Source organism: Nonomuraea sp. NPDC023979, from assembly GCF_040639085.1.
GTDB classification, from domain to species: domain Bacteria; phylum Actinomycetota; class Actinomycetes; order Streptosporangiales; family Streptosporangiaceae; genus Nonomuraea; species Nonomuraea ceibae.
This window is the reverse complement of record NZ_JBEZZG010000001.1, coordinates 449,559-468,467: the sequence shown is the minus strand read 5'-3', so window position 1 is coordinate 468,467 and position 18,909 is coordinate 449,559. Positions and strand designations below refer to the sequence as shown.

17 protein-coding genes and 1 pseudogene are annotated in these 18,909 nt (G+C 73.1%); 7 read left to right on the top strand and 11 right to left on the bottom strand.

The window, feature by feature from the left end; genetic code table 11:
- The first annotated feature begins 24 nt into the window (after positions 1-24).
- Complete coding sequence (locus AB0G11_RS02285; protein WP_357583395.1) at positions 25-162, top strand: hypothetical protein; 138 nt, start codon at positions 25-27, stop codon at positions 160-162.
- Here the strand turns inward: AB0G11_RS02285 and AB0G11_RS02280 are convergent.
- The 3 genes from AB0G11_RS02280 to AB0G11_RS02270 all read right to left on the bottom strand — a co-directional run bounded on the left by AB0G11_RS02280 (position 141) and on the right by AB0G11_RS02270 (position 3,249).
- Positions 141-1,283, bottom strand: coding sequence for a serine hydrolase domain-containing protein (locus AB0G11_RS02280; RefSeq protein ID WP_357583393.1), 1,143 nt, complete (start codon positions 1,281-1,283; stop codon positions 141-143). The genes AB0G11_RS02285 and AB0G11_RS02280 overlap by 22 nt on opposite strands.
- A 107-nt stretch (positions 1,284-1,390) precedes the next feature.
- On the bottom strand, positions 1,391-2,044 hold the full coding sequence (locus tag AB0G11_RS02275) for a response regulator transcription factor (RefSeq protein WP_219518151.1): 654 nt from the start codon (positions 2,042-2,044) through the stop codon (positions 1,391-1,393).
- The gene (locus AB0G11_RS02270) at positions 2,032-3,249 is read right to left on the bottom strand and encodes a sensor histidine kinase (protein WP_246646850.1); all 1,218 of its coding nucleotides are present in this window, start codon (positions 3,247-3,249) and stop codon (positions 2,032-2,034) included. Before AB0G11_RS02270 ends, AB0G11_RS02275 begins: the two co-directional genes overlap by 13 nt.
- Positions 3,250-3,455: 206 nt before the next feature.
- Here AB0G11_RS02270 and AB0G11_RS02265 point away from each other — a divergent pair, with 206 nt between their 5' ends.
- The 3 genes from AB0G11_RS02265 (at position 3,456) to AB0G11_RS02255 (ending at position 5,320) form a co-directional block, all read left to right on the top strand.
- A complete protein-coding gene (locus AB0G11_RS02265) occupies positions 3,456-4,181 on the top strand; it encodes a LuxR C-terminal-related transcriptional regulator (protein WP_357583391.1) in 726 nt (241 codons plus the stop codon).
- A gap of 79 nt (positions 4,182-4,260) precedes the next feature.
- Positions 4,261-4,788 carry a hypothetical protein gene (locus AB0G11_RS02260; protein WP_219518146.1) on the top strand — a complete coding sequence of 176 codons (528 nt, stop codon included), beginning with the start codon at positions 4,261-4,263 and terminating at the stop codon, positions 4,786-4,788.
- An 85-nt stretch (positions 4,789-4,873) separates the two neighbouring features.
- Positions 4,874-5,320, top strand: a complete 447-nt coding sequence (locus tag AB0G11_RS02255; protein WP_357583389.1) for a hypothetical protein — start codon at positions 4,874-4,876, stop codon at positions 5,318-5,320.
- A 52-nt stretch (positions 5,321-5,372) separates the two neighbouring features.
- Here AB0G11_RS02255 and AB0G11_RS02250 read toward each other — a convergent pair whose 3' ends face one another.
- From AB0G11_RS02250 to AB0G11_RS02230, 5 genes are all read right to left on the bottom strand, one after another.
- Complete coding sequence (locus tag AB0G11_RS02250) at positions 5,373-5,654, bottom strand: hypothetical protein (protein ID WP_219518144.1); 282 nt, start codon at positions 5,652-5,654, stop codon at positions 5,373-5,375.
- Positions 5,655-5,732: 78 nt separating this feature from the next.
- Positions 5,733-6,719: an aldo/keto reductase gene (locus AB0G11_RS02245; RefSeq protein WP_219518142.1), complete on the bottom strand. Its 987-nt coding sequence runs from the start codon at positions 6,717-6,719 to the stop codon at positions 5,733-5,735.
- Positions 6,720-6,794: 75 nt separating this feature from the next.
- Positions 6,795-8,393 carry a peptide chain release factor 3 gene (locus tag AB0G11_RS02240; RefSeq protein WP_219518140.1) on the bottom strand — a complete coding sequence of 533 codons (1,599 nt, stop codon included), beginning with the start codon at positions 8,391-8,393 and terminating at the stop codon, positions 6,795-6,797.
- A 27-nt stretch (positions 8,394-8,420) separates the two neighbouring features.
- Positions 8,421-9,881, bottom strand: a complete 1,461-nt coding sequence (locus AB0G11_RS02235) for a SulP family inorganic anion transporter (protein ID WP_219518138.1) — start codon at positions 9,879-9,881, stop codon at positions 8,421-8,423.
- Positions 9,882-9,945: 64 nt separating this feature from the next.
- A complete protein-coding gene (locus AB0G11_RS02230) occupies positions 9,946-10,353 on the bottom strand; it encodes a MerR family transcriptional regulator (protein ID WP_219518136.1) in 408 nt (135 codons plus the stop codon).
- A 120-nt stretch (positions 10,354-10,473) separates the two neighbouring features.
- Between AB0G11_RS02230 and AB0G11_RS02225 the strand changes: the two genes are divergently transcribed.
- Entirely contained in the window at positions 10,474-11,976 is a 1,503-nt protein-coding gene (locus tag AB0G11_RS02225; protein WP_357583387.1) for an alkaline phosphatase D family protein, read from the top strand.
- Here AB0G11_RS02225 and AB0G11_RS02220 read toward each other — a convergent pair.
- The 3 genes from AB0G11_RS02220 to AB0G11_RS02210 all read right to left on the bottom strand — a co-directional run bounded on the left by AB0G11_RS02220 (position 11,945) and on the right by AB0G11_RS02210 (position 15,548).
- Positions 11,945-12,436 carry a hypothetical protein gene (locus AB0G11_RS02220; RefSeq protein ID WP_357583386.1) on the bottom strand — a complete coding sequence of 164 codons (492 nt, stop codon included), beginning with the start codon at positions 12,434-12,436 and terminating at the stop codon, positions 11,945-11,947. The genes AB0G11_RS02225 and AB0G11_RS02220 overlap by 32 nt on opposite strands.
- Before the next feature lie 107 nt (positions 12,437-12,543).
- A complete protein-coding gene (locus AB0G11_RS02215) occupies positions 12,544-13,428 on the bottom strand; it encodes a sugar phosphate isomerase/epimerase (protein ID WP_219518132.1) in 885 nt (294 codons plus the stop codon).
- A gap of 8 nt (positions 13,429-13,436) precedes the next feature.
- Positions 13,437-15,548 carry a PQQ-dependent sugar dehydrogenase gene (locus AB0G11_RS02210; RefSeq protein WP_357583385.1) on the bottom strand — a complete coding sequence of 704 codons (2,112 nt, stop codon included), beginning with the start codon at positions 15,546-15,548 and terminating at the stop codon, positions 13,437-13,439.
- Between the two features lie 173 nt (positions 15,549-15,721).
- Between AB0G11_RS02210 and AB0G11_RS02205 the strand changes: the two are divergent.
- A pseudogene (locus AB0G11_RS02205) lies at positions 15,722-16,420 on the top strand (BTAD domain-containing putative transcriptional regulator); the annotation flags it as partial.
- Positions 16,402-18,711 (top strand): tetratricopeptide repeat protein, encoded by a 2,310-nt coding sequence (locus AB0G11_RS02200; protein WP_357583699.1) that lies wholly within the window; start codon positions 16,402-16,404, stop codon positions 18,709-18,711. The pseudogene AB0G11_RS02205 and the gene AB0G11_RS02200, both read left to right, overlap by 19 nt.
- The last annotated feature ends 198 nt before the right edge of the window (positions 18,712-18,909 follow it).

Sequence of the window (18,909 nt, the reverse complement as noted above, 5' to 3'; positions counted from 1 at the left end):
GCTTCCTCGGCGGCGCTGGGCACGATGGCCGTCGAGCACGCCGCGCCGGCCGGGGCGGCGGTGCTGTCAGCGGGCGGTCCCGGCTGGAGCTTCACGCTCTCCGGGCCGGCCGCCCTGTTCGCCACCCTGTTCGCGGCCCTCTACCGCGTCCGCCCGGCCTGAGCCGAGCAGAGCGCGGTGTCGAGCGCGGCTTCGAGGCGCTTGAGCGCGGGCATCGAGGCGGGCAGCGCGGTGACGGCGACCGTGGCCGCCCTGCCGTCCTCGGTCACGCCGTTGCTCGTCGCGTATCCGGGCGCCGAACCGCCGTGCGACCAGGCGAAGCCGCCGCAGCTCAGCTTGAAGGTGGCGAGGCCGAGCCCGTAACGGGCCCCGCCGGCGGTGTCGAAGTCGGGCGCGGCCACCGTCTTCTTCATCTCCTTGAGCTGCGCCGGCTTGAGCAGCCTGCCGTCCATGAGCCCGAGCATGAAGCGGTTGAGGTCACCCGGGCTGCCGACGAGCTGCCCGGCGGCCCAGGCCATCGACGGGTCCATGACGCTCACGTCGGCGTACGGGTCGCCCGGCTTCGCGGCGAAGTAGCCCTTGGGGTGCGGCCCGCGGATGCGCTGCTCGCCGACGCCGGGCCAGTACGTCTTGCGCAGGCCGAGCGGCTTGATGACGCGCCGGGTGATCTCCTCGCCGATCGGCCGCCCGGTGACCTTCTGCACGATGAGCCCGGCCAGCACGTAGTTGGTGTTGCTGTAGCTCCAGCCCTTGGCCATCTTGCCGGTCAGCGCGGCGTCGAGCAGGTCACGGGGCTCGTAGTGGGTGTGCTGGATCGCGAAGTAGTCCTTGATCAGCAGGTCGTCGTAGTCGGCCAGGCCGCTGGTGTGCTGGAGCAGCTCGCGTACCGTGATCTTCCGCCCGTCCACGCCCCTGCCCCGGACGAGCTTGGGCACGTACTTCTCGATGGGCGCGTCCAGCTCGATCCGGCCCTCGCCGACGAGCTGCAGCACGACCACGGCGGTGAACATCTTGGTGTTGCTGGCGATGCGCACCTGGCCGTCGGCGGGCACCGCCGCGCCGGTCTTCAGGTCGCCCACCCCGGCCGTGTAGTCGCGGGTGCGCCCGTCGCGGTCCCGCACCGACGCGAGCGCGCCGGGGAACCCGTCGTCGGTCAGCGCGTCCAGGCTCTTCTGCACGCGGTCGGCGGACTGCGCGCCCGCCGGGGCCGCGCCGAGACCGGTCAGCGCGACGACGGCGGCCGCCGCCAGGGCCAGCCGGCGGCGCACGGTGGGGTGGAACATGGACGGGCTCCCTGCTTGACGGCATGTGGTGGTGACACCGTCAAGCCTGCCGCCGGGGGCCGGGCGTGGTCGATCCCGCACGCTGGAGTCCCCGGGTACGGCAGGCCCTACCGCTCGCCGTTCTCCAGGTAGTGCAGGACGGCGGCGACGCGCCGGTCGGTGCGGTCGGTGGGGGCCAGGTCGAGCTTGGCGAAGATGCTGCGGATGTGCTTGTGCACGGCGCCGTCGGTGACGACGAGCTTCTCGGCGATGGCGGCGTTGCCCAGCCCCTCGGCCATCAGGGCCAGCACGTCGCGCTCGCGCGGGCTGAGCCGTTCGAGCCGGTTGTCCGGCCGGCTGCGCGACAGGAGCTGCGCGACGACCTCCGGGTCGATGGCGGTGCCGCCCTCCGCCACCCGGCGCAGCGCGACCAGGAACTCCTGCACCCGCCCGACCCGCTCCTTGAGCAGGTAGCCGAGCCCGGCGCTGCCCTGGGCCAGCAGGTCGGTGGCGAAGGCCTGCTCCACGTACGCCGACAGCACGAGCACGGCCAGGCCGGGGCGGCGGCGCCGGGCCTCGACGGCGGCGGCGATGCCCTCGTCGGTGTGGGTGGGCGGCATGCGCACGTCGACGATGGCGACGTCCGGCCCGTGCTCGTCCACGGCGGCCAGGAACCCGGCGGGGTCCTCCGCGGTGGCCACCACGTCGAGCGACTCGGCGCGCAGCAGCAGCGCCATGCCCTCGCGCAGCAGGGGGTCGTCCTCGGCGATCACAATCCGCATGGCAGGCTCACGTCCAGGGTGGTCGGACCGCCCGGAGGGCTGGTCAGCGTGAAGGTTCCGTCGTGTGCTTCGGCCCGGCGGCGGATGCCGCCGAGCCCGGTGCCGTGGCGGTCGTCGGCGCCGCCCCGGCCGTCGTCGGTGATCCGCAGGAGCAGCAGGTCCGCCGTCCGCCGGACGGTGACGGTGGCCTGGCGGGCGCCGCTGTGCCTGGCGATGTTGGTGAGCGCCTCGGCCACGATGAAGTACGCGGTGGCCTCGACGGACGCCGCGCACCTGGCCGGGAGGTCGGCGTCGACCCGGCACGGCACCGGGCAGGCGGCGGCCAGCCCGGTCAGCGCGTCGGCCAGGCTGCGGTCCTCCAGCACCGGCGGCAGGATGCCGCGCACCACGGCGCGCAGGTCGGCGAGCGCCTGCTCGGCGGCGTCCTGGGCGCGGTCGATCACCTCACCGGCGATGGCCGGGTCGCGGTCCAGGGCGCGGCGCGCGACGCCGAGCATGACGGTGACGGCGACGATCCGGTTCTGGGTGCCGTCGTGCAGCGACCGCTCGATGCGCCGCAGCTCGGCGGCGTGGGCGTCGAGCGCCGCCGCGCGGGTGGCGGTGAGCTGGGCGACGCGCAGCGCGAGGTCGGTGTCCGCGTCGGCCGCCAGCAGCCGCCGTCCCGGCCAGGTCTGGAGCCGCGCCATGCCGGGCAGCAGGAGCAGGCACAGCGCCAGCCAGCCGACGCCCAGTGCCGACACGGCCAGGCGGCCGGGCAGGTCGTCGGCGATCCACAGCCCCATCGCCGCCCCGGCCATCTCCTCGGGCGGGAGCAGGTGCCCGTACAGGGGAAAGGCGAGGTCGCGGACGGCGCTGAACGGGAGCGTCAGCCCGGCCACGCCGAGGAGCAGCCCGAGCGAGGCGTGGGTGGCGAGCCAGCAGAGCTCCCTGCGGGTGACCGGGCTGGCCAGCTCGGCGCGCAGCCCGGCCGGCGGGCTGCCGGGGCCGACGAACTCGGGCCCCAGGCGGGAGAGCCTGGCGCGTTCGCGGCCGGCGGCGCCGTGCAGCCCGCGCAGCGCGACGGGCGCCAGGAGCAGCCCCACGCCCACGGCACAGAGCACCGCGGTCGCCGCCAGGCCCATCAGCGCGAGCAGCGCCAGCGTCGCCGTGCCGAGCCCGCCGACGAGATGTTCGAGCGCGTCCAGGGCAGCACGGGACCGGGTCAACACGCCCCACGGTCGGGCCGTGGAGTGGGTCGGCATCCGCGCTCAGCTCCTGCCTACGAGTCAGATCACCGGTCGAGAGTACAGCCTGCCCTATCGCCACATGTCGTATCAGCGGGCAGCCGGACGCTGAACACCGCGCCGCCGCGCGACGACCGGGCCGGCTGACTCCTGCGCCGCGGCCGATATCCTCGGCGGCGGAGGATCGTGTGGAAGAGAGCGTGTCCCTGGCCCAGCTCGCGGATCGGCTGCAGGAGGTCGTGGGCGAGCTGCGCGGCATCCCCGTCGAGGTCGAGCGGCTCGACGACAGCGAGCTCGTCCGGCAGCAGATCGCGCAGGTCGCCCGCACGGCCGGGGAGCTGCGGGCGATGCACCCGGTGGGCACCGGGAGCCAGGGCCGCCAGGAGCACCTGAGCCGGCGCAGCGTGCTCGACGCGCTGCGGCAGGGCATGACGATGCGCACGATCGTCCACGCGAGCGTGCTGGACGACCCGCGCAAGGCGGCCCGCATCCGGGAGCTGCACGCGGCCGGCGACCTGCACCGGGTGGTCGACGAGCCGCTGCAGCAGTTGCTGATCTTCGACCGTTCGGTGGCGTTCGTCCGGATCACGCCCGTCGCCTACTCGCCCGGCGCGCTGGCGATCAGGCAGCAGGGCCTGATCGCCACCCTGATCGACCTGTTCGAGCGGACGTGGTCCCGGGCCAGGGAGGTCACCGAGCCGTCGCACCGGCTGACCCCGCGCGAGCGCGAGGTGCTGGCGCTGATCGCCGAGGGGCGCTCCAACAGCGCCGTGGCCCGCGCGCTGTCGATCACCGAGGCGGCCGTGGGCAAGCACGTGGCCCGTGTGTTCGCCAAGCTGGAGCTGCCCGCCTCCGAGGACGACAACCGGCGGGTGCTCGCCGTGCTGGCCTATCTGCGCGGGGCGGTCAGGTAGGGCCAGGCCTACCCCGTTCTCGCCCCAGGCCCCGTGTGCGCGGCGTCCGGCGTCCAGTTGGATGAGCGGCATGCAGCGTATGACTGGATTACTGGTGGGCGCGGTGTTCGGCGCGGTCTTCGTCGTCGTCAACGCGCAGAGCCCGCTCAGCACGCCGGCCGTGACCGTCCTGCGGGTCGTCGCCTGCCTGGCCGCCGCGGCCGTCCTCGTGCTGTGGCTCGCGACCGCGCGGAGGGAGGGCCGTGACGGCGGCGGGCAGCGCCCCATGTTCGGCCGGGGCTACCTGGTCGTCGTGCTCGCCGAGGCGATCCTGCTCTTCGGCGGGCTGCGGGTGCTGGCCGCCCTGGAGCGCCCGGTGGAGACGAACGTGGCCTGGATCGCGTTCGTGGTCGGCGTGCACTTCGTCGCGCTGGCGCCGATCTGGAAGGACTGGAGCATCGCGGCCCCGGGGGTGGCCCTGACGCTGCTCGGCGTCGCCGGCCTCGTGATGGCCGCGACGGCGGCGGTGACGTGGGTGCCGCTGGTCAGCGGCGTGCTGTCGGGTGTGGTGCTCCTGGCCGGCAGCCTCACCTTCGCCTGGCGCGGGCGGCGGGCCGTCCCGGCGTGACTTCCCCGCACTCCCCCGTGCAGGGGAGCGCGTTCACTCGCGGGCGGGAGTCCCCGCAGGCCGCCCCGGGCGCATGCTGGGCGTCATGGAACGACATCAGGTGCGCTGGCCCGCCTGGGTGATGGCGGTGCTGTTCCTCGGCTACGCCGCGGGCAAGGCCGTCTACGCCGCGCAGGGCCGGCTCGGGTTCCCCGGCGGCCCGGCGGTGCCTCCGGGCGAGTACGAGCGCTACACCAATGAGGTCATGGACGTGACCACCGCCCAGTGGGCCGCGGTCGCGACCGGGGTGCTGGCGGCGGCGCTCGTCCTGCTGACCGTGACACGGGTGGGCCGCCGGGTGCCACGGCCGCTGATGCTGGCCGTGCTCGGCTGCGCGCTCCTGGGCGTCGGCGCCGGGGCGGCGATCGTCGCGGCGGACGGGTTCATCGGCCTCGGCGTGGGCTGGCAGTGGTATCACGGCGTCGTCATGCTCGCCGTGACGGCGCTGCTGGCGGCCACGGCCTGGTCCTACGCGCGGGCGACCAGGCGATGACCGTCCAGGGACCGCCGGGGAGGGCCGGGACCTCCCCGGTGGCGAGCCTGGCTTACGCCTGCCGGCGGTGCAGCCCGACCAGGTGACCGTTGTGCCGGATCCGGGCCGCGTCGTAGGGACACGACGGGCGGTTCACGTACGTCTCGGCGATGTTGTCGGCTTCGACCCGGTCGATGCCCCAGCCGATCGTGTGCCAGTACGGGCGGCCGTCCTCAGCGGTCGTGTCGAGGACGGCGATCTCGAAGAGTTGCCTGGCGGGCGGGGGCGTGCAGCGAACGTGAGCAGATGTTTCCTCGTGCGCGTCACGCGTGGCCCGGCTGCCCCGCTGGTCCATCTGGATCTCCCTCCGCTCAAGTGATCCGATCCGGAGATCCATGCCCCGTCATGGGGCCGATCACTCGCGCCGGGCGGATCAGTGGACCGAATCGAGGCGCTCGCGCTGGTCAGCGGTCAGTTCCAGATTCACCGCGCCCAAGTTCTCCTCCAGCTGGGCGAGCGAGGAGGCGCCGGCGAGCGGGATCACCGGGAAGCGGTGGCCGATCTGCCAGGCGAGCACGACCTGGTTGACGCTCGCCCCGGTCTCCTCGGCCACCTGGCGCAGCACGGCGAGCCGGGCCGGGGTGCCGGGGTGGTCGTAGTCCGGCGGGACGGGCTTGTCCTGCCGGGTGTAGGCGCCGCCGAGCAGCGGCGAGTAGGCGACGAGCGTCAGGCCGGGCTCCGCGCGCAGGTAGCTGAGCAGCTCGGCGCCGGCGTGCCCGAGGCTGCCGTCCTCGAAGATGGACTCGGGCATGTCGAAGCGGGGCCGCAGGTGGCTGTGCTGATACTGCAGCACCTCGTACCCGGCGAGCCCGGCCGAGGCGGCCAGGGCTCGGGCGCGCTCCACCCGCCAGATCGCGTGGTTGCTGGCCCCGAGCAGCCCCACCGTGCCCTCGGCCACCAGCTCGCCGAAGCCCTCGACGGTCTCCCGCAGCGGCACCGTCCGGTCCTCGATGTGGGCGTAGAGCAGGTCGATGCGCTCGACGCCGAGCCGTTCGCGGCTGCGTTCCGCCGACTCGCGGATCGTCTTGGCGGACAGGCCTTCGGCGTTGCCGACGTAGCTGGTGCCGGGCGCGAGCGGGCGCGCGCCGAGCTTGGTGGCGATCACGATCTCCGAGCCGACGCCGCGGCTGCGCCGCCAGCGGCCCAGCAGCTCCTCGCTCTGCCCGCCCTGGCCGCCGTCGGCCCAGAACGCGTAGTTGTTCGAGGTGTCGATGAACGTGCCGCCGGCCTCGACGTAGCGGTCGAGGATCGCGTACGAGGTCTTCTCGTCGATCGCCGACCCGAACATCATCGCGCCGAGCGCCAGCACGCTCACGTCACGGCGGGTCGCGGGGTCGGTGCCGATCGTCCGGTGCTTCATCATCTCTCTCCAGTCCGGGCCGCCAGAACTGGGCCCGGTCAGGAGTGTGCGTGCTGGAGCGAACTCCAGGTCAAGTCAGAATCCGGCTTCGTGGGCGGTGTCGGCGATCAGGGCGTGCAACGTGATGCCGGGGTGGTCGGCCTTGATCGAGCGCATCCGCCACCGGTCGGAGAACAGCGCGAGCAGCGCCTGGTCGTGGCTGCGGACCAGCACCTCGGCGCCGCGCTGACGGGCCAGCAGCTCGGCCGACTCGGCGTCGGTGCGGCGGGCCAGCGTGTAGTCGAGCCGGTCGAGGCTGATCTCCGCGCCGAACTCGGCGGACAGCCGGTGCTGGACGACCTCGAACTGCATCGGCCCGACCGCCGCGAGCACCGGCGCCTGGTCGCCGCGCAGGTCGGAGCGGAGCACCTGGATGACGCCCTCGCCGTCGAGCTGGTCGATGCCGCGCCGGAACTGCTTGGCCTTGCTGGAGTCGCGGGCCCGTACGACGGCGAAGTGCTCGGGCGCGAAGCTGGGGATCGGCGGGAAGGTCACCGGCGCGCCCTCGTAGAGGGTGTCGCCGGGCCGCAGCGCGGTGGCGTTGACCAGGCCGACGACGTCGCCGGGGAAGGCCTCGTCCATGGTGGTCCGGTCCTGGCCGAAGACGCTCTGGGCGTACTTGGTGGCGAACGGGCGGCCGGTGGCGGCGTGGGTGAGCACCATGCCGCGCTCGAAGCGGCCCGAGCACACGCGGACGAACGCGATCCGGTCGCGGTGGGCGCGGTCCATGTTGGCCTGCACCTTGAACACCAGCCCGGAGAACGGCTGGTCGATCGCCCGCGCGACGCCGTCGACGTCGGGCCGGGGCGCGGGGGCGGGGGCCAGCTCGACCAGCACGTCCAGCAGGCGGCCGATGCCGAAGTTGGGCAGCGCGGCGCCGAACAGCACCGGCGTGGACTCGTGCGCCTCGAACGCCTTCTGGTCGTGGTCGGCGCCGATCGCGTCGAGCAGCGCGGTCTCCTCGCTCGCCTGCTGCCAGTCGCCGCCCAGCTCGGCGTCCGCCTGGTCGGGGGTGAGCTCGGTCTCCAGCGCCTTGGTGGCGCCGCCGGGGGTGCGCTCGTAGCGGACGGCGCTGCCGCGCAGCCTGTCGATCACCCCGTGGAAGTTGCCGGGCAGCCCGATGGGCCAGGTGACGGGCGTGGGCCGCAGCCCGGTGCGCTCCTCGATCTCGTCGAGCAGCTCCAGCGCCTGGCGGCCGGGCCGGTCCCACTTGTTGACGAAGGTGATGACCGGGATGCGGCGGTGGCGGCAGACCTCGAACAGCTTCATGGTCTGCGGCTCCATGCCCTTGGCCGCGTCGATCAGCATGACCGCGCAGTCGACGGCGGCCAGCACCCGGTAGGTGTCCTCGGAGAAGTCGGCGTGGCCGGGGGTGTCGACCAGGTTGAAGACGTGGCCCCGGTAGTCGAAGCGCAGCGCGGCCGAGGTGATGGAGATGCCCCGGGCGCGCTCGATCTCCATCCAGTCGGAGGTGACGCCGCGCCGTCCCGCCTTGCCGTGCACGGACCCGGCCTGGGTGATCGCCGACGCGTGGAGCGCCAGCGCCTCGGTCATGGTCGACTTACCGGCGTCCGGATGGCTGATGACGGCGAACGTCCGGCGTCGCGCGGCCTCGTGGGCGACGTCATCCCGCATGGTCCCTACCTTAACGTGAGAGTATGGTCAGTGGCTGACGGTGAGCGTGTCGTGGAGCTCGGCGCTCGGCTCGTTGAGGCCGACGACGGTGACCTTCTTACCGCGTGCCGCGTACTTGGCCCGCACCGCGTCCAGCGCCGCCACCGACGAAGCGTCCCAGATGTGGGCGTCGGTGAGGTCGATGACCACGTCGTCCGGGTCGGTGGCGTAGGCGAAGCGGTGGACGAGGTCGTTGCTGGAGGCGAAGAACAGCTCGCCGGTGACCGCGTAGACGACCTGGTGGCCGTCGGGGTCGAGGCAGGCGGTGACGTCCGCCAGGCGGGCGACGCGGCGGGCGAAGACGACGAGGGCGGCCAGGCTGCCGACGACCACGCCGACGGCCAGGTTGTGGGTGGCCACGACGACGGCGACGGTGATCACCATGACGCCGGTCTCGCCCCACGGCATGCGCCGGAGCGTGCCGGGCGCGATCGAGTGCCAGTCGAACGTGCCGACCGAGACCAGGATCATGACGGCGACCAGGGCGGCCATCGGGATCTGCGACACCCACGGCCCGAAGACGACGCACAGCGCCATCAGGAAGACGCCGGCGGAGAAGGTGGACAGCCGGGTGCGGGCGCCGTTCTTGACGTTGATCATCGTCTGGCCGATCATCGCGCAGCCGCCCATGCCGCCGAAGAACCCGGTGACGATGTTGGCGACGCCCTGGCCGATGGACTCGCGGGTCTTGCCGGAGCGCGTGTCGGTGATCTCGTCGACGAGCTTGGCCGTCATCAGCGACTCCATCAGCCCGACCAGGGCGAACGCGAGCGCGTACGGGGCGATGAGGGTCAGGGTGTCCAGCGTGAAGGGCACGTCGGGCAGGCCGGGGACGGGCAGCGACGACGGCAGCGCGCCCTTGTCGCCCACGGTGGGCACGGCCAGCCCGGCGCCCAGCGTGATCGCGGTCAGAATGGCGATCGACACCAGCGGCGCGGGCACCGCCCTGGTGATGCGCGGGAAGAGCACCATGAGCGCCAGCCCGCCGGCGACCAGCGGGTAAACCACCCACGGGACGCCGGTGAGCTCGGGCACCTGGGCCATGAAGATCAGGATGGCCAGCGCGTTGACGAAGCCGACCATCACGCTGCGCGGCACGAACCGCATCAGCCTGGCCACGCCGAGCGCGCCCAGCGCCACCTGGAAGACGCCGCCCACGATGACCGTCGCCACCAGGTAGCCGAGCCCGTGCTCGCGGGCCAGCGGCGCGACGACCAGCGCGATCGCCCCGGTGGCGGCCGAGATCATGGCGGGCCGGCCGCCCACGACGGAGATCACCACGGCCATGGTGAACGAGGCGAACAGCCCGATGCTCGGGTCGACGCCCGCGATGATCGAGAACGAGATCGCCTCGGGGATCAGCGCCAGCGCCACCACCAGCCCGGACAGCAGCTCGGTGCGCAGCACGCGGGGCGTCAGGCGCCGCAGCGCCGGAAGGGGAGAAGGCAAGGAGCGTCCAACCGGAAAGAGGTAAGCAAACGTTTCAAACTACCCTGACGTAAGGGTTGGACCCTCAGGGCGGCGGGGTGAGAAGCGTCATACGGGACGCGCCCAGCCGCTGGCGGCGCAGCTGCTCGCCGAACTCCCTGGCCATGGCGAGCTGGTCGCGCAGCTTGTCGGCGCGGACCGCGACCGCGCGCTCGAACATCTGCAGCCGCGCCACCAGCGAGGGGTCGTCGTCGCCGGCGGCCAGCCGGTCGGTGATCTCCAGCAGGTCGCGCATCTCGTCCAGGCTGAACCCGAGCGGCTTCATCCGCTTGACCAGGGCCAGCCGGCCGATGTCGGTCTCGCTGTAGAGGCGGAAGCCGCCGGGCGTGCGCTCGGGCACCACCAGGCCGACCTCCTCGTAGTGGCGGATCGTGCGCAGGGACAGCCCGAGCCGCTCGGCGACCTCGCCGATCTGCACCAGCCCGTCCGGCATCCGCCCTCCGCCCCTTGCCAGAATCTCCTGTTACGTAAGCTTAACCCGCCGCCGGAGTAGTGACCTCGGCCGCACTCTCGGCATACCGAGAGATTGCCGCCCGCACGCGATCATCGTCGTGTGTTGGACAGACGGTCGTTCCTCGCCCTGGGGCTGTCGCCGGTCCTGCCGCCGTACCGAGCCCCCGCCGACCCGTTCACGCTGGGCGTGGCCAGCGGGGACCCGGCCCCCGACGGGTTCGTGCTGTGGACGCGCCTGGCGCCGCAGCCGCTGGCCGAGGACGGGCTCGGCGGCATGCCGGCCACGCCGGTCGACGTCCGCTGGGAGGTGGCCGCCGATCCGCGCTGCGCCCGGGTCATCCGGCGCGGCGTCCAGCGTGCCGTCCCCGAATGGGCGCACAGCGTGCACGTGGAGGTGACCGGGCTGCGGCCCGGGCGGCCGTACTGGTACCGGTTCAAGGCGGGGCAGCACCTGTCGCCCATCGGCCGCGCCCGCACCGCGCCCGCGCCCGGCACGCTGCCCGGGGCGCTGCGCCTGGCCGTCGCCTCGTGCGCCAACTACCAGCACGGCCACTTCACCGCGTACGCCCGCATGGCCGCCGAGAGCCCGGACCTGATCCTGCACCTGGGCGACTACCTGTACGAGAACGAGGCCGAGCCCGGCGCGTACGTGCGTGACCACGAGGGGCCGGAGCCGACCACGCTGGCGGGCTACCGGCGGCGGCACGCGCTCTACAAGACCGACCCCGACCTGCGGGCCGCCCACGCCGCCGCGCCCTGGGTGGCGATCATGGACGACCACGAGGTGGACAACAACTGGACGAACCTGATCCCGCCCGAGCGCCGCGCCGCCGCGTTCCGCGCCTACTACGAGCACCTGCCGCTGCGCGCGAGCGCCCGGCCCGGCGGGCCCGCGATGCAGCTCTACCGGCGGCTGCGCTGGGGGCGGCTGGCCACCTTCCACCTGCTGGACACCCGCCAGCACCGCGACCCGCACCCGTGCGGCCACGGCTTCACCGCCTGCGCCACGCCGCTGCCGCCCGGCCACACGCTGATCGGGCTGGACCAGGAGAACTGGCTGCTGGACGGCTTCCGTACCTCCAGAGCCCGCTGGGACCTGGTCGCCCAGCAGGTGTTCTTCGGCCGCCGCGACCGCGACCCCGGCCCCGGCGAGGTGCTGCGGCGCGACGCCTGGGACGGCTACACCGCCTCGCGCACCCGCGTCACCGGCGGCTGGGTGAGCGCCGGGGTCCGCAACGCGGTCGTGCTCACCGGCGACGTGCACGCGCACTGGGCCGGCAACCTGGTGCTCGACTACGACGACCCCGGGGCCGAGCCGGTCGGCGTGGAGTTCGCGGTCACGTCGGTGTCCAGCGGCGGCGACGGCCGCGACCCGGAACCGGGCGGCGACCCGCTGCTCGACGGCAACCCGCACCTGCGCTTCCACCGGCGCCGGCGCGGCTACCTCGCGGTGCGGATCACACCCGCCGAGCTCACCGCCGACTTCAAGATCCTGCCGTACGTGAGCGCGCCGGGGGCCGAGGCGGTGACGGCCGCCGCGTTCACCGTGCGCGACGGCCTTCCGGGGCTGGCTAGCCCCGGTGCCGCCGGATCGTCGAGATGATCAGGAGCAGCAGCGCGCTCTGGGCCAGCATGCCCGGGGCGAGCGGCGGGGCGTTCCCGACGGACTTGGTGAACGCGTACCACCACTGGGTGAGCGGCGAGAGCGAGCCCCAGGCCGGGTCGAACGCGCCCATGCCGCGGTTGACGGAGACGTGCGTGAAGACGCCGTAGAGCGAGGCGAGCAGCACGACCGCCGCCAGCACGCGCACCACGGTCAGCACGCGCGGCGAGTCGCGCCCGGCCAGCAGCGCCAGCGCGGTCCCGAGCAGCAGCAGCGCCGCCCACGGGATGAGCTGGACCGGGCTGCCCCAGTGCCGTTCGGCGGCGAGCTCGAAGGCGGCGCCGCCGATGCCGATCGCGACCAGGCCGAGCAGGGCGAGGCGGAGCGCTCCCGGGCCGGTCCTGGCGGGCGGTGCGGCGGTCTTCGCGGAGTCCAGGGTCTGGTGCGAGGGGTCGGTCACGGGACAAGACTCCCCGCTGAGCCTCAGAAGACGCTCAGCGAAAGGTGAAGATTTGGTGAGAATTCAACTAGTTGGGCCCGGCCCCCCTCGGACCGGGCCCGCCGCCGCTAGTAGCGGATCTCCCGCAGATAGCGGTATCCGACCTCGGCCGTCTGCCGGGGCGTGACGTCCGGGGTGTCGTTCTCGACGATGTACTCCTTCACCCGGTGCGCGTCGAGGATGCGCCGGAAGTCGATCGTCCCGGTGCCCAGGTCGGCCATGTCACCGTCCAGGTGCCGGTCCTTGACGTGGAACTGGAGCACCCGCTGCGGCGCCCGCCTGATCACGTCGAGCGTGAATCGCACCGGGTCGGCGACGCCGCGCCCGACACCGCCGGTGACCGCCCAGTAGAGGTCGAGCTCCAGGTGGACCAGCCGGGGGTCCAGCTCGGCGGTGAGCACGTCCCACGGCGTCCGCCCGCCGCCCAGGTCCGTGGTGAACTCGTGGGCGTGGTTGTGGTAGCCGTACCGGATGCCCGCCGACCTGGCGACCTCGGCCTCCACGTTCATCCGCTCGGCCCACGCCTTCCACTGGTCCTCGCTGGACGAGCTCAGGTACGGCACGACCAGGTACGACTGGCCGAGCGTCACCGCGTTCTCGATCTTGGTGTGCAGCGCGGCGTCGTCGGCGCTGATGCCGTCGTGGCTGGACGTGGAGCGGATGCCCAGCCCGTCGAGGAACTGACGCAACTGCGCGGCCGTCCGGCCGAAGTAGCCCAGCGCCAGCTCCACCTTCGGATAGCCGATCTCCGCCAGGTAGGCCAGCGTCGCGTCGTAGTCACGCGACAGGTCGTCGCGGACCGTCCAGAGCTGGATGCTGATCAGCCCCGGCGGGACGCGATGCCCCCGGGAGCCCGCCGACGCGGCGGCCGGGCCTGCCGCGAAGGCCGCAGCCCCCGCGCCGAGGCCCGCGGCGAGCAGCGCGCGCCTGCTCGGGCCGTAGCCGTAACACATGGGATCTCCTAACTGGTCGGCTGGAGGACGACCTGGTGGCTGCCGGTCAGCGGCGGCAGCCCGCCGGTGCCGGGGTCGGTGTAACTGGCGACGAAGACGCCGGTGAGCTCGTCGGTCTCCGGGTCGTGCCCGCCCGGCTCCGTCGTCTGGATGGAGCCCGTGCAGCCCCGGGCCGTGGTCTGCGGATGGCCGTGGTCGTCGTGGCCGAGGATGTAGTTCACGGTCACGTTCGCGCAGTCGACCGGCTGGTCGTCCGTCACCCGCACCTCGAACTCGACCACGTCGCCGAACGAGAACGAGTCCCCCGCCGCCGGGCGCACCAGCTCGACGACCGGAGCGGCGTTGCCGATCACGATCCGCACCGACGTGGCCGCCGACATCCCGCCGCCGTCGCTGACCCTCAGCGTCGCGTTGTAGAGGCCGTTCTCGGTGAAGGTGTACGTCGCCTCGGGCCGCCGGGAGTCGACCCGGCCGTCGGCGTCGAAGTCCCACGCGTAACGCAGCCGGTCGCCGTCCGGGTCCGTGGTGCCCTCGCTGGTGAACGTGACCGCGAGCGGCGCGTGCCCGTCGGTCGCCGACGCCTTCGCGACCGGGATCGGCGAGTGGTTGCCCCGGTGGCCGATGTAGTCGAAGCGCGACAGCTGGGCGTCCGGGTTCTCCCGGAAGTAGCCGTCGCCGTACTCCAGCACGTAGAGCGCGCCGTCAGGGCCGAACTCCAGGTCCATCGGGTTGTCGAACACCAGCGACGGCAGCACGTCCTCGATCCGCCCGTCGCCGTGGAACGCCTTGACGTAGTCGCGGGTCCACTCGTAGAAGAGCGGGACGCCGTCGTAGTACTCGGGCCACGCCACCGGCGCGCGGCCCTGCGTGTCACGCGGGTCGAAGTCGTACGCCGGTCCCGCCATCGGGCCGATGCCGCCGGTGCCCAGCGCCGGGAACTCCGGCGACGCGCCGTAGGAGTACCACACCTGCGGCTGGACCACCGGCGGCAGCGCCCGTGCCCCGGTGTTGTGCGGCGAGTCGTTCACCGGCGCCGCGCAGTCGAACGCCGCCCCGGACGTGCCCGTCCCGAAGTCGAAGTCCACGTACGGCAGCCGCGCCGTCGCGCAGTACGGCCAGCCGTAGTTGCCCGGCTCGCGGATGATCGCCCACTTGCCGGTCCCCGACGGGCCGCGCGCCGGGTCGGCCTCCCTCGCGTCCGGCGAGTAGTCGGCCACGTACAGGTCCCCGCTGTCCCGGTCCAGCTCGATGCGGAACGGGTTGCGCAGGCCCATCGCGTAGATCTCCGGCCTGGTGCCCGGCGTCCCCGGCGCGAACAGGTTCCCCTCCGGGATCGCGTACGAGCCGTCCTCCCCGACCTTGATCCGCAGCACCTTGCCGCGCAGGTCGTTCGTGTTGCCGGAGCTGCGCTGGGCGTCGAACGCCGGATTGCGGTCGGCCCGCTCGTCGATCGGGGTGAAGCCGTCGGAGAAGAACGGGTTCGTGTCGTCGCCGGTCGACAGGTACAGGTTGCCGTCGGCGTCGAAGACGATGTCGCCGCCGACATGGCAGCAGATGCCCCGATCCACCGGCACGTCCAGGATCTTCTGCTCGGTGGACAGGTCGATGCTGGCGCGGCCGAGCCGGAACCTCGACAGCCGGATCAGCCCCTCGAACGGCGCGAAGTCCGCCGGCGTCCCGGTGAACGGGGCGTCGCCCTCGTTCACGTCCGGCGTCGCCGGGTCGTCCACCGGCGTGTCGAGCGGCGGCGAGTAGTACAGGTAGACCCAGTCGTCCTTCTTCGAGCCCTTGCCGAAGCCGGGGCTCAGCGCGATGCTCTGCAGCCCCTCCTCGTCGTGCTGGTAGACGTCCAGCCGGGCGGCGAGCGTGTTCAGCCCGGTCTTCGGGTCGTGCAGCCAGACCTCGCCGGTCCGGGTGGTGTGCAGGACCCTGGAGTCCGGTAAGACCGCCAGGTCGACGGGCTCGCCGGGGCTGTCGTTGAGCGTCACCTTCTGGAACTGGTCATCGGGCGGCGCCTGGGCGCTTCCTAAAGTTTGGGCGCTTCCTGCGGCCTGGGCGACGGTGGCCGGCATGAGGATCGCCGCAGCAGACACGGCCGCGATCGCGGTTCTCACTCTCATGCCTCTCCCTTCGGTCGACGTGGAGGGATAAGAGGGAGCAAATATCGTGAATGTAACCGCGTTATGCCGATCCGGGAGGGCCTAATTACCGGCAAACACGCTACTTTCGCGGCCTATCGGACAAAGTGCAGCGCCGATTTGCCCCCATCCGGCGCGCAGGATGAGATGACCCGGTGATTTTCCGCATCCTCGGTCCCGTCACGATCGAGCCGGGCGACGCCGCCCGCCAGGCCGGGGCGATCAAACAGCGCACGGTGCTGGCCGCGCTCGTCGCCGACGCCGGACGGCTCGTCACCGTGGAAACCCTCATCGACCGGGTGTGGGGCGAAGCGCCGCCGACCTCCGTCCGTAGCTCTCTCTACGCGTACGTGACCCGCCTGCGCGCCCTGCTCGCCGGCATCGAGGACGTCTCACTCGTCCGCAGCCCCGGCGGCTACACGCTGCACGTCCCGCCCGGCCAGATCGACGCCGGCCACGCCCGCGCCCTCGCCGAACGGGCCGCCCGCGCCGGCGACGAGGAACGGGCCGAACTCCTCGGCGAGGCCCTGAGCCTGTGGCGCGGCGCCGCCCTGACCGGCATCACCGGCGAATGGGCCGAACGCTACCGCCAGAACCTCGAACAGCAGCGGATCGCGATCGCCGCCGACTGGGCCGAGAGCGCGCTGCGCCTGGGCAGGAGCGGCGAGGTCATCGCCACGCTGACGCCGCTCCTCGTCGAGCACCCGCTCGCCGAACGCCTGATCGGCCAGCACCTGCGCGCCCTTCACCACAGCGGCCGGCACGCCGAAGCCCTCGCCGCCTACGCCGCCGCGAGCGAGCGCATCCGCGACAAGCTCGGCGTCGACCCCAGCCCCTGGCTGCGCGAGGTGCACGCCGGCCTGCTCCGCCAGGACACCGCGCCCCGAGGCGGCCCGCCGCCCGGCCGCCTCTCCCAGCTCCCCCCGACATCACCGACTTCACCGGCGCCTCCGCCGGGCTCGCCCGCGTCCTGGCCGCCGCCGAAGGCGCCCAGCGGCCCGGCACCGCGCTGCCGATCGTCTTCATCTCCGGGCGCAGCGGCGTCGGCAAGTCCACGCTCGCCGTCCGCGCCGCCCATCTGCTGCAGGAACGCTATCCCGACGGCCAGCTCCACATCGCCCTGCGCGGCGCCCAGGCCAGGCCCGTCACCCCCGCCGAAGCGCTCGACCGGCTGCTGCGTCTGCTCCGCGTCGAAGGCCACGACGAGAGCCTGCCCCTCGACGACAAGATCGAGCTCTACCGGCTGGCGCTCGCCTCCCGGCGCGTCCTCGTCGTCCTCGACGACGCCGCCGACACCGCGCAGATCCGTCCCCTCCTGCCCGGCAGCGCCACCTGCGCCGTGCTCGTGACCAGCCGCCGCCGCCCCGACGGACTGCCCGGCGCCACCGTCGTCGAACTCGCCGAGATGACCGAACCCGAATCGCTCGACCTGCTCCGCGCCATCGTCGGCCCCGAACGCGTCGCCGCCGAACCCGACGCCGCCCGCACCCTCGTCGCCCAGTGCGACCGGCTCCCCCTCGCCATCCGCGTCGTCGGCGCCCGGCTGCAACGCAAACCGCACTGGTCGCTGGCCCGCCTCGTGCACCGGCTGGACGACGAACGCCGCCGCCTCGACGAGCTGTCCATCGGTGACCTCGGCGTACGCGCCGGCATCAGCGCGAGCTGCGCCGAGGTCGGCGCCCCCGCCCTGCGCGCCTTCTGCCTCCTCGGCTACTTCGACCCGCCCGACTTCGACCTCCTCATCGCCGCCTCCTTACTCGACCTCGGCCCGGAGGCGACCGAGGAGATCGTCGAAGAGCTCATCGACGCGCGCCTCGTCGAGCCCCTGCCCACCGGCGACGGCCGCACCCGCTACCGGATGCACGACCTCGTCCGCCTGTACGCCAAGGAACGGGCCGCCGCCACCATGCCCGAACCCGACCTGCACGCCGCCGTCACCCGGGCCCTGGAGAAGATGCTCGCCCTCTGCGAAGGGCTCACCCAGCAGCTCCCCATCGCGCTGCCCCGCCTCGGCCACACCGCGCCCGCCCCTCCCTGCGACGACGCCGCCCACTGGTTCCCCACCGCCGAATCGGCGCTCATCGTCGCCGTCGAACGCGCCGCCGAACTCGGCCTCGACACCCTCGCCTGCGCCCTCGCCGACACGCTCATCTTCACCTCCTTCGGCGGCTCCAACCGCTTCGCCGGCTGGAGCCGCACCCACACCGCCGCCCTCGCCGCCGCCCGCGCCAAAGGCAACCGCCGGGCCGAAGCCGTCGTCGAATGCGGCCTCGGCCAGCTCGCCTACAACGGCGACGACTTCGACGAGGCCGAACGCCACTTCCGCGCCGCACTCCGACTCTTCCGCGCCGAAGCCGACGAACGCGGCATCGCCGTCGCGCTCAACGGCCTCGGCACCGTCCACCGCGAGGTCGGCGAACACCACACCGCCCTCCCCCTCATGCAGCAGGCACTCGCCGCCCTCACCGCGCTCGGCGACGAGGAGGGCCTCGCCCACGCCCTCTACGGCATCGGCTTCTCCAACCGCGAACTCGGCCACGACTCCCAGGCCGTCACCAGCCTCCGCGACGCCCTCACCCGCTACCGCGCCCTCGGCCACCGCCGCGGCGAAGCCCTCGCCCTGCGCGGCATCGGCCTCGTCCACCGGGCCCGCGGCGAACTCGACGACGCCGAACACCTCTGCTCCCAGGCCCACCGGATCATCCTCGACACCGGCGACGAAGTCCTCACCAACTACACCTCCCAGGCGCTGGCCAAGGTCTGGATCCGCCAGAACCGCCTCGCCGAGGCCGAACCGCCGCTCCGCGCCGTCGTCGCCTCCACCGCCCGCTTCCACGACCGCGTCGGCACCGGCCTCGGCCTGCGCACCCTCGGCGAACTCAACCTCGCCGCCCGCCGGCCCCACGAAGCCCTCTCCTGGCTCGGCCGCGCCCTCGAAACCTGGGACGAACTACGCCACCTGCTCTGGCGGGGCCGCACCCTGCGCGACGTCGGCGCCGCCCACGCCCTGCTCGGCGACCACACCCGCGCCGAACGCGCCTGGCGCGAAGCCGCCGACCTCTTCGCCCGCTTCCCCACCCGCGACGCCGCCGAACTCCCCACCTGGCGCACCCACTGGCTCAACCCCCCACCTCACAAGCCGTAGCCCCTGCGCTCCCTTGCCTCACCCTCTCCTCGCCATCCCGCCCGCTACGGCCAGCCCACCCACCGCTGGACCTGGACAGCCCTCTCACGGGACCCCTCACGGGACCTCACCCCCTCACGGGAGCCGACCCCCTCACGGACACGACCCTCCTCACGGGGATCAGCCCTTCCACGCTGGACCAGCCACCCCCACTGGACC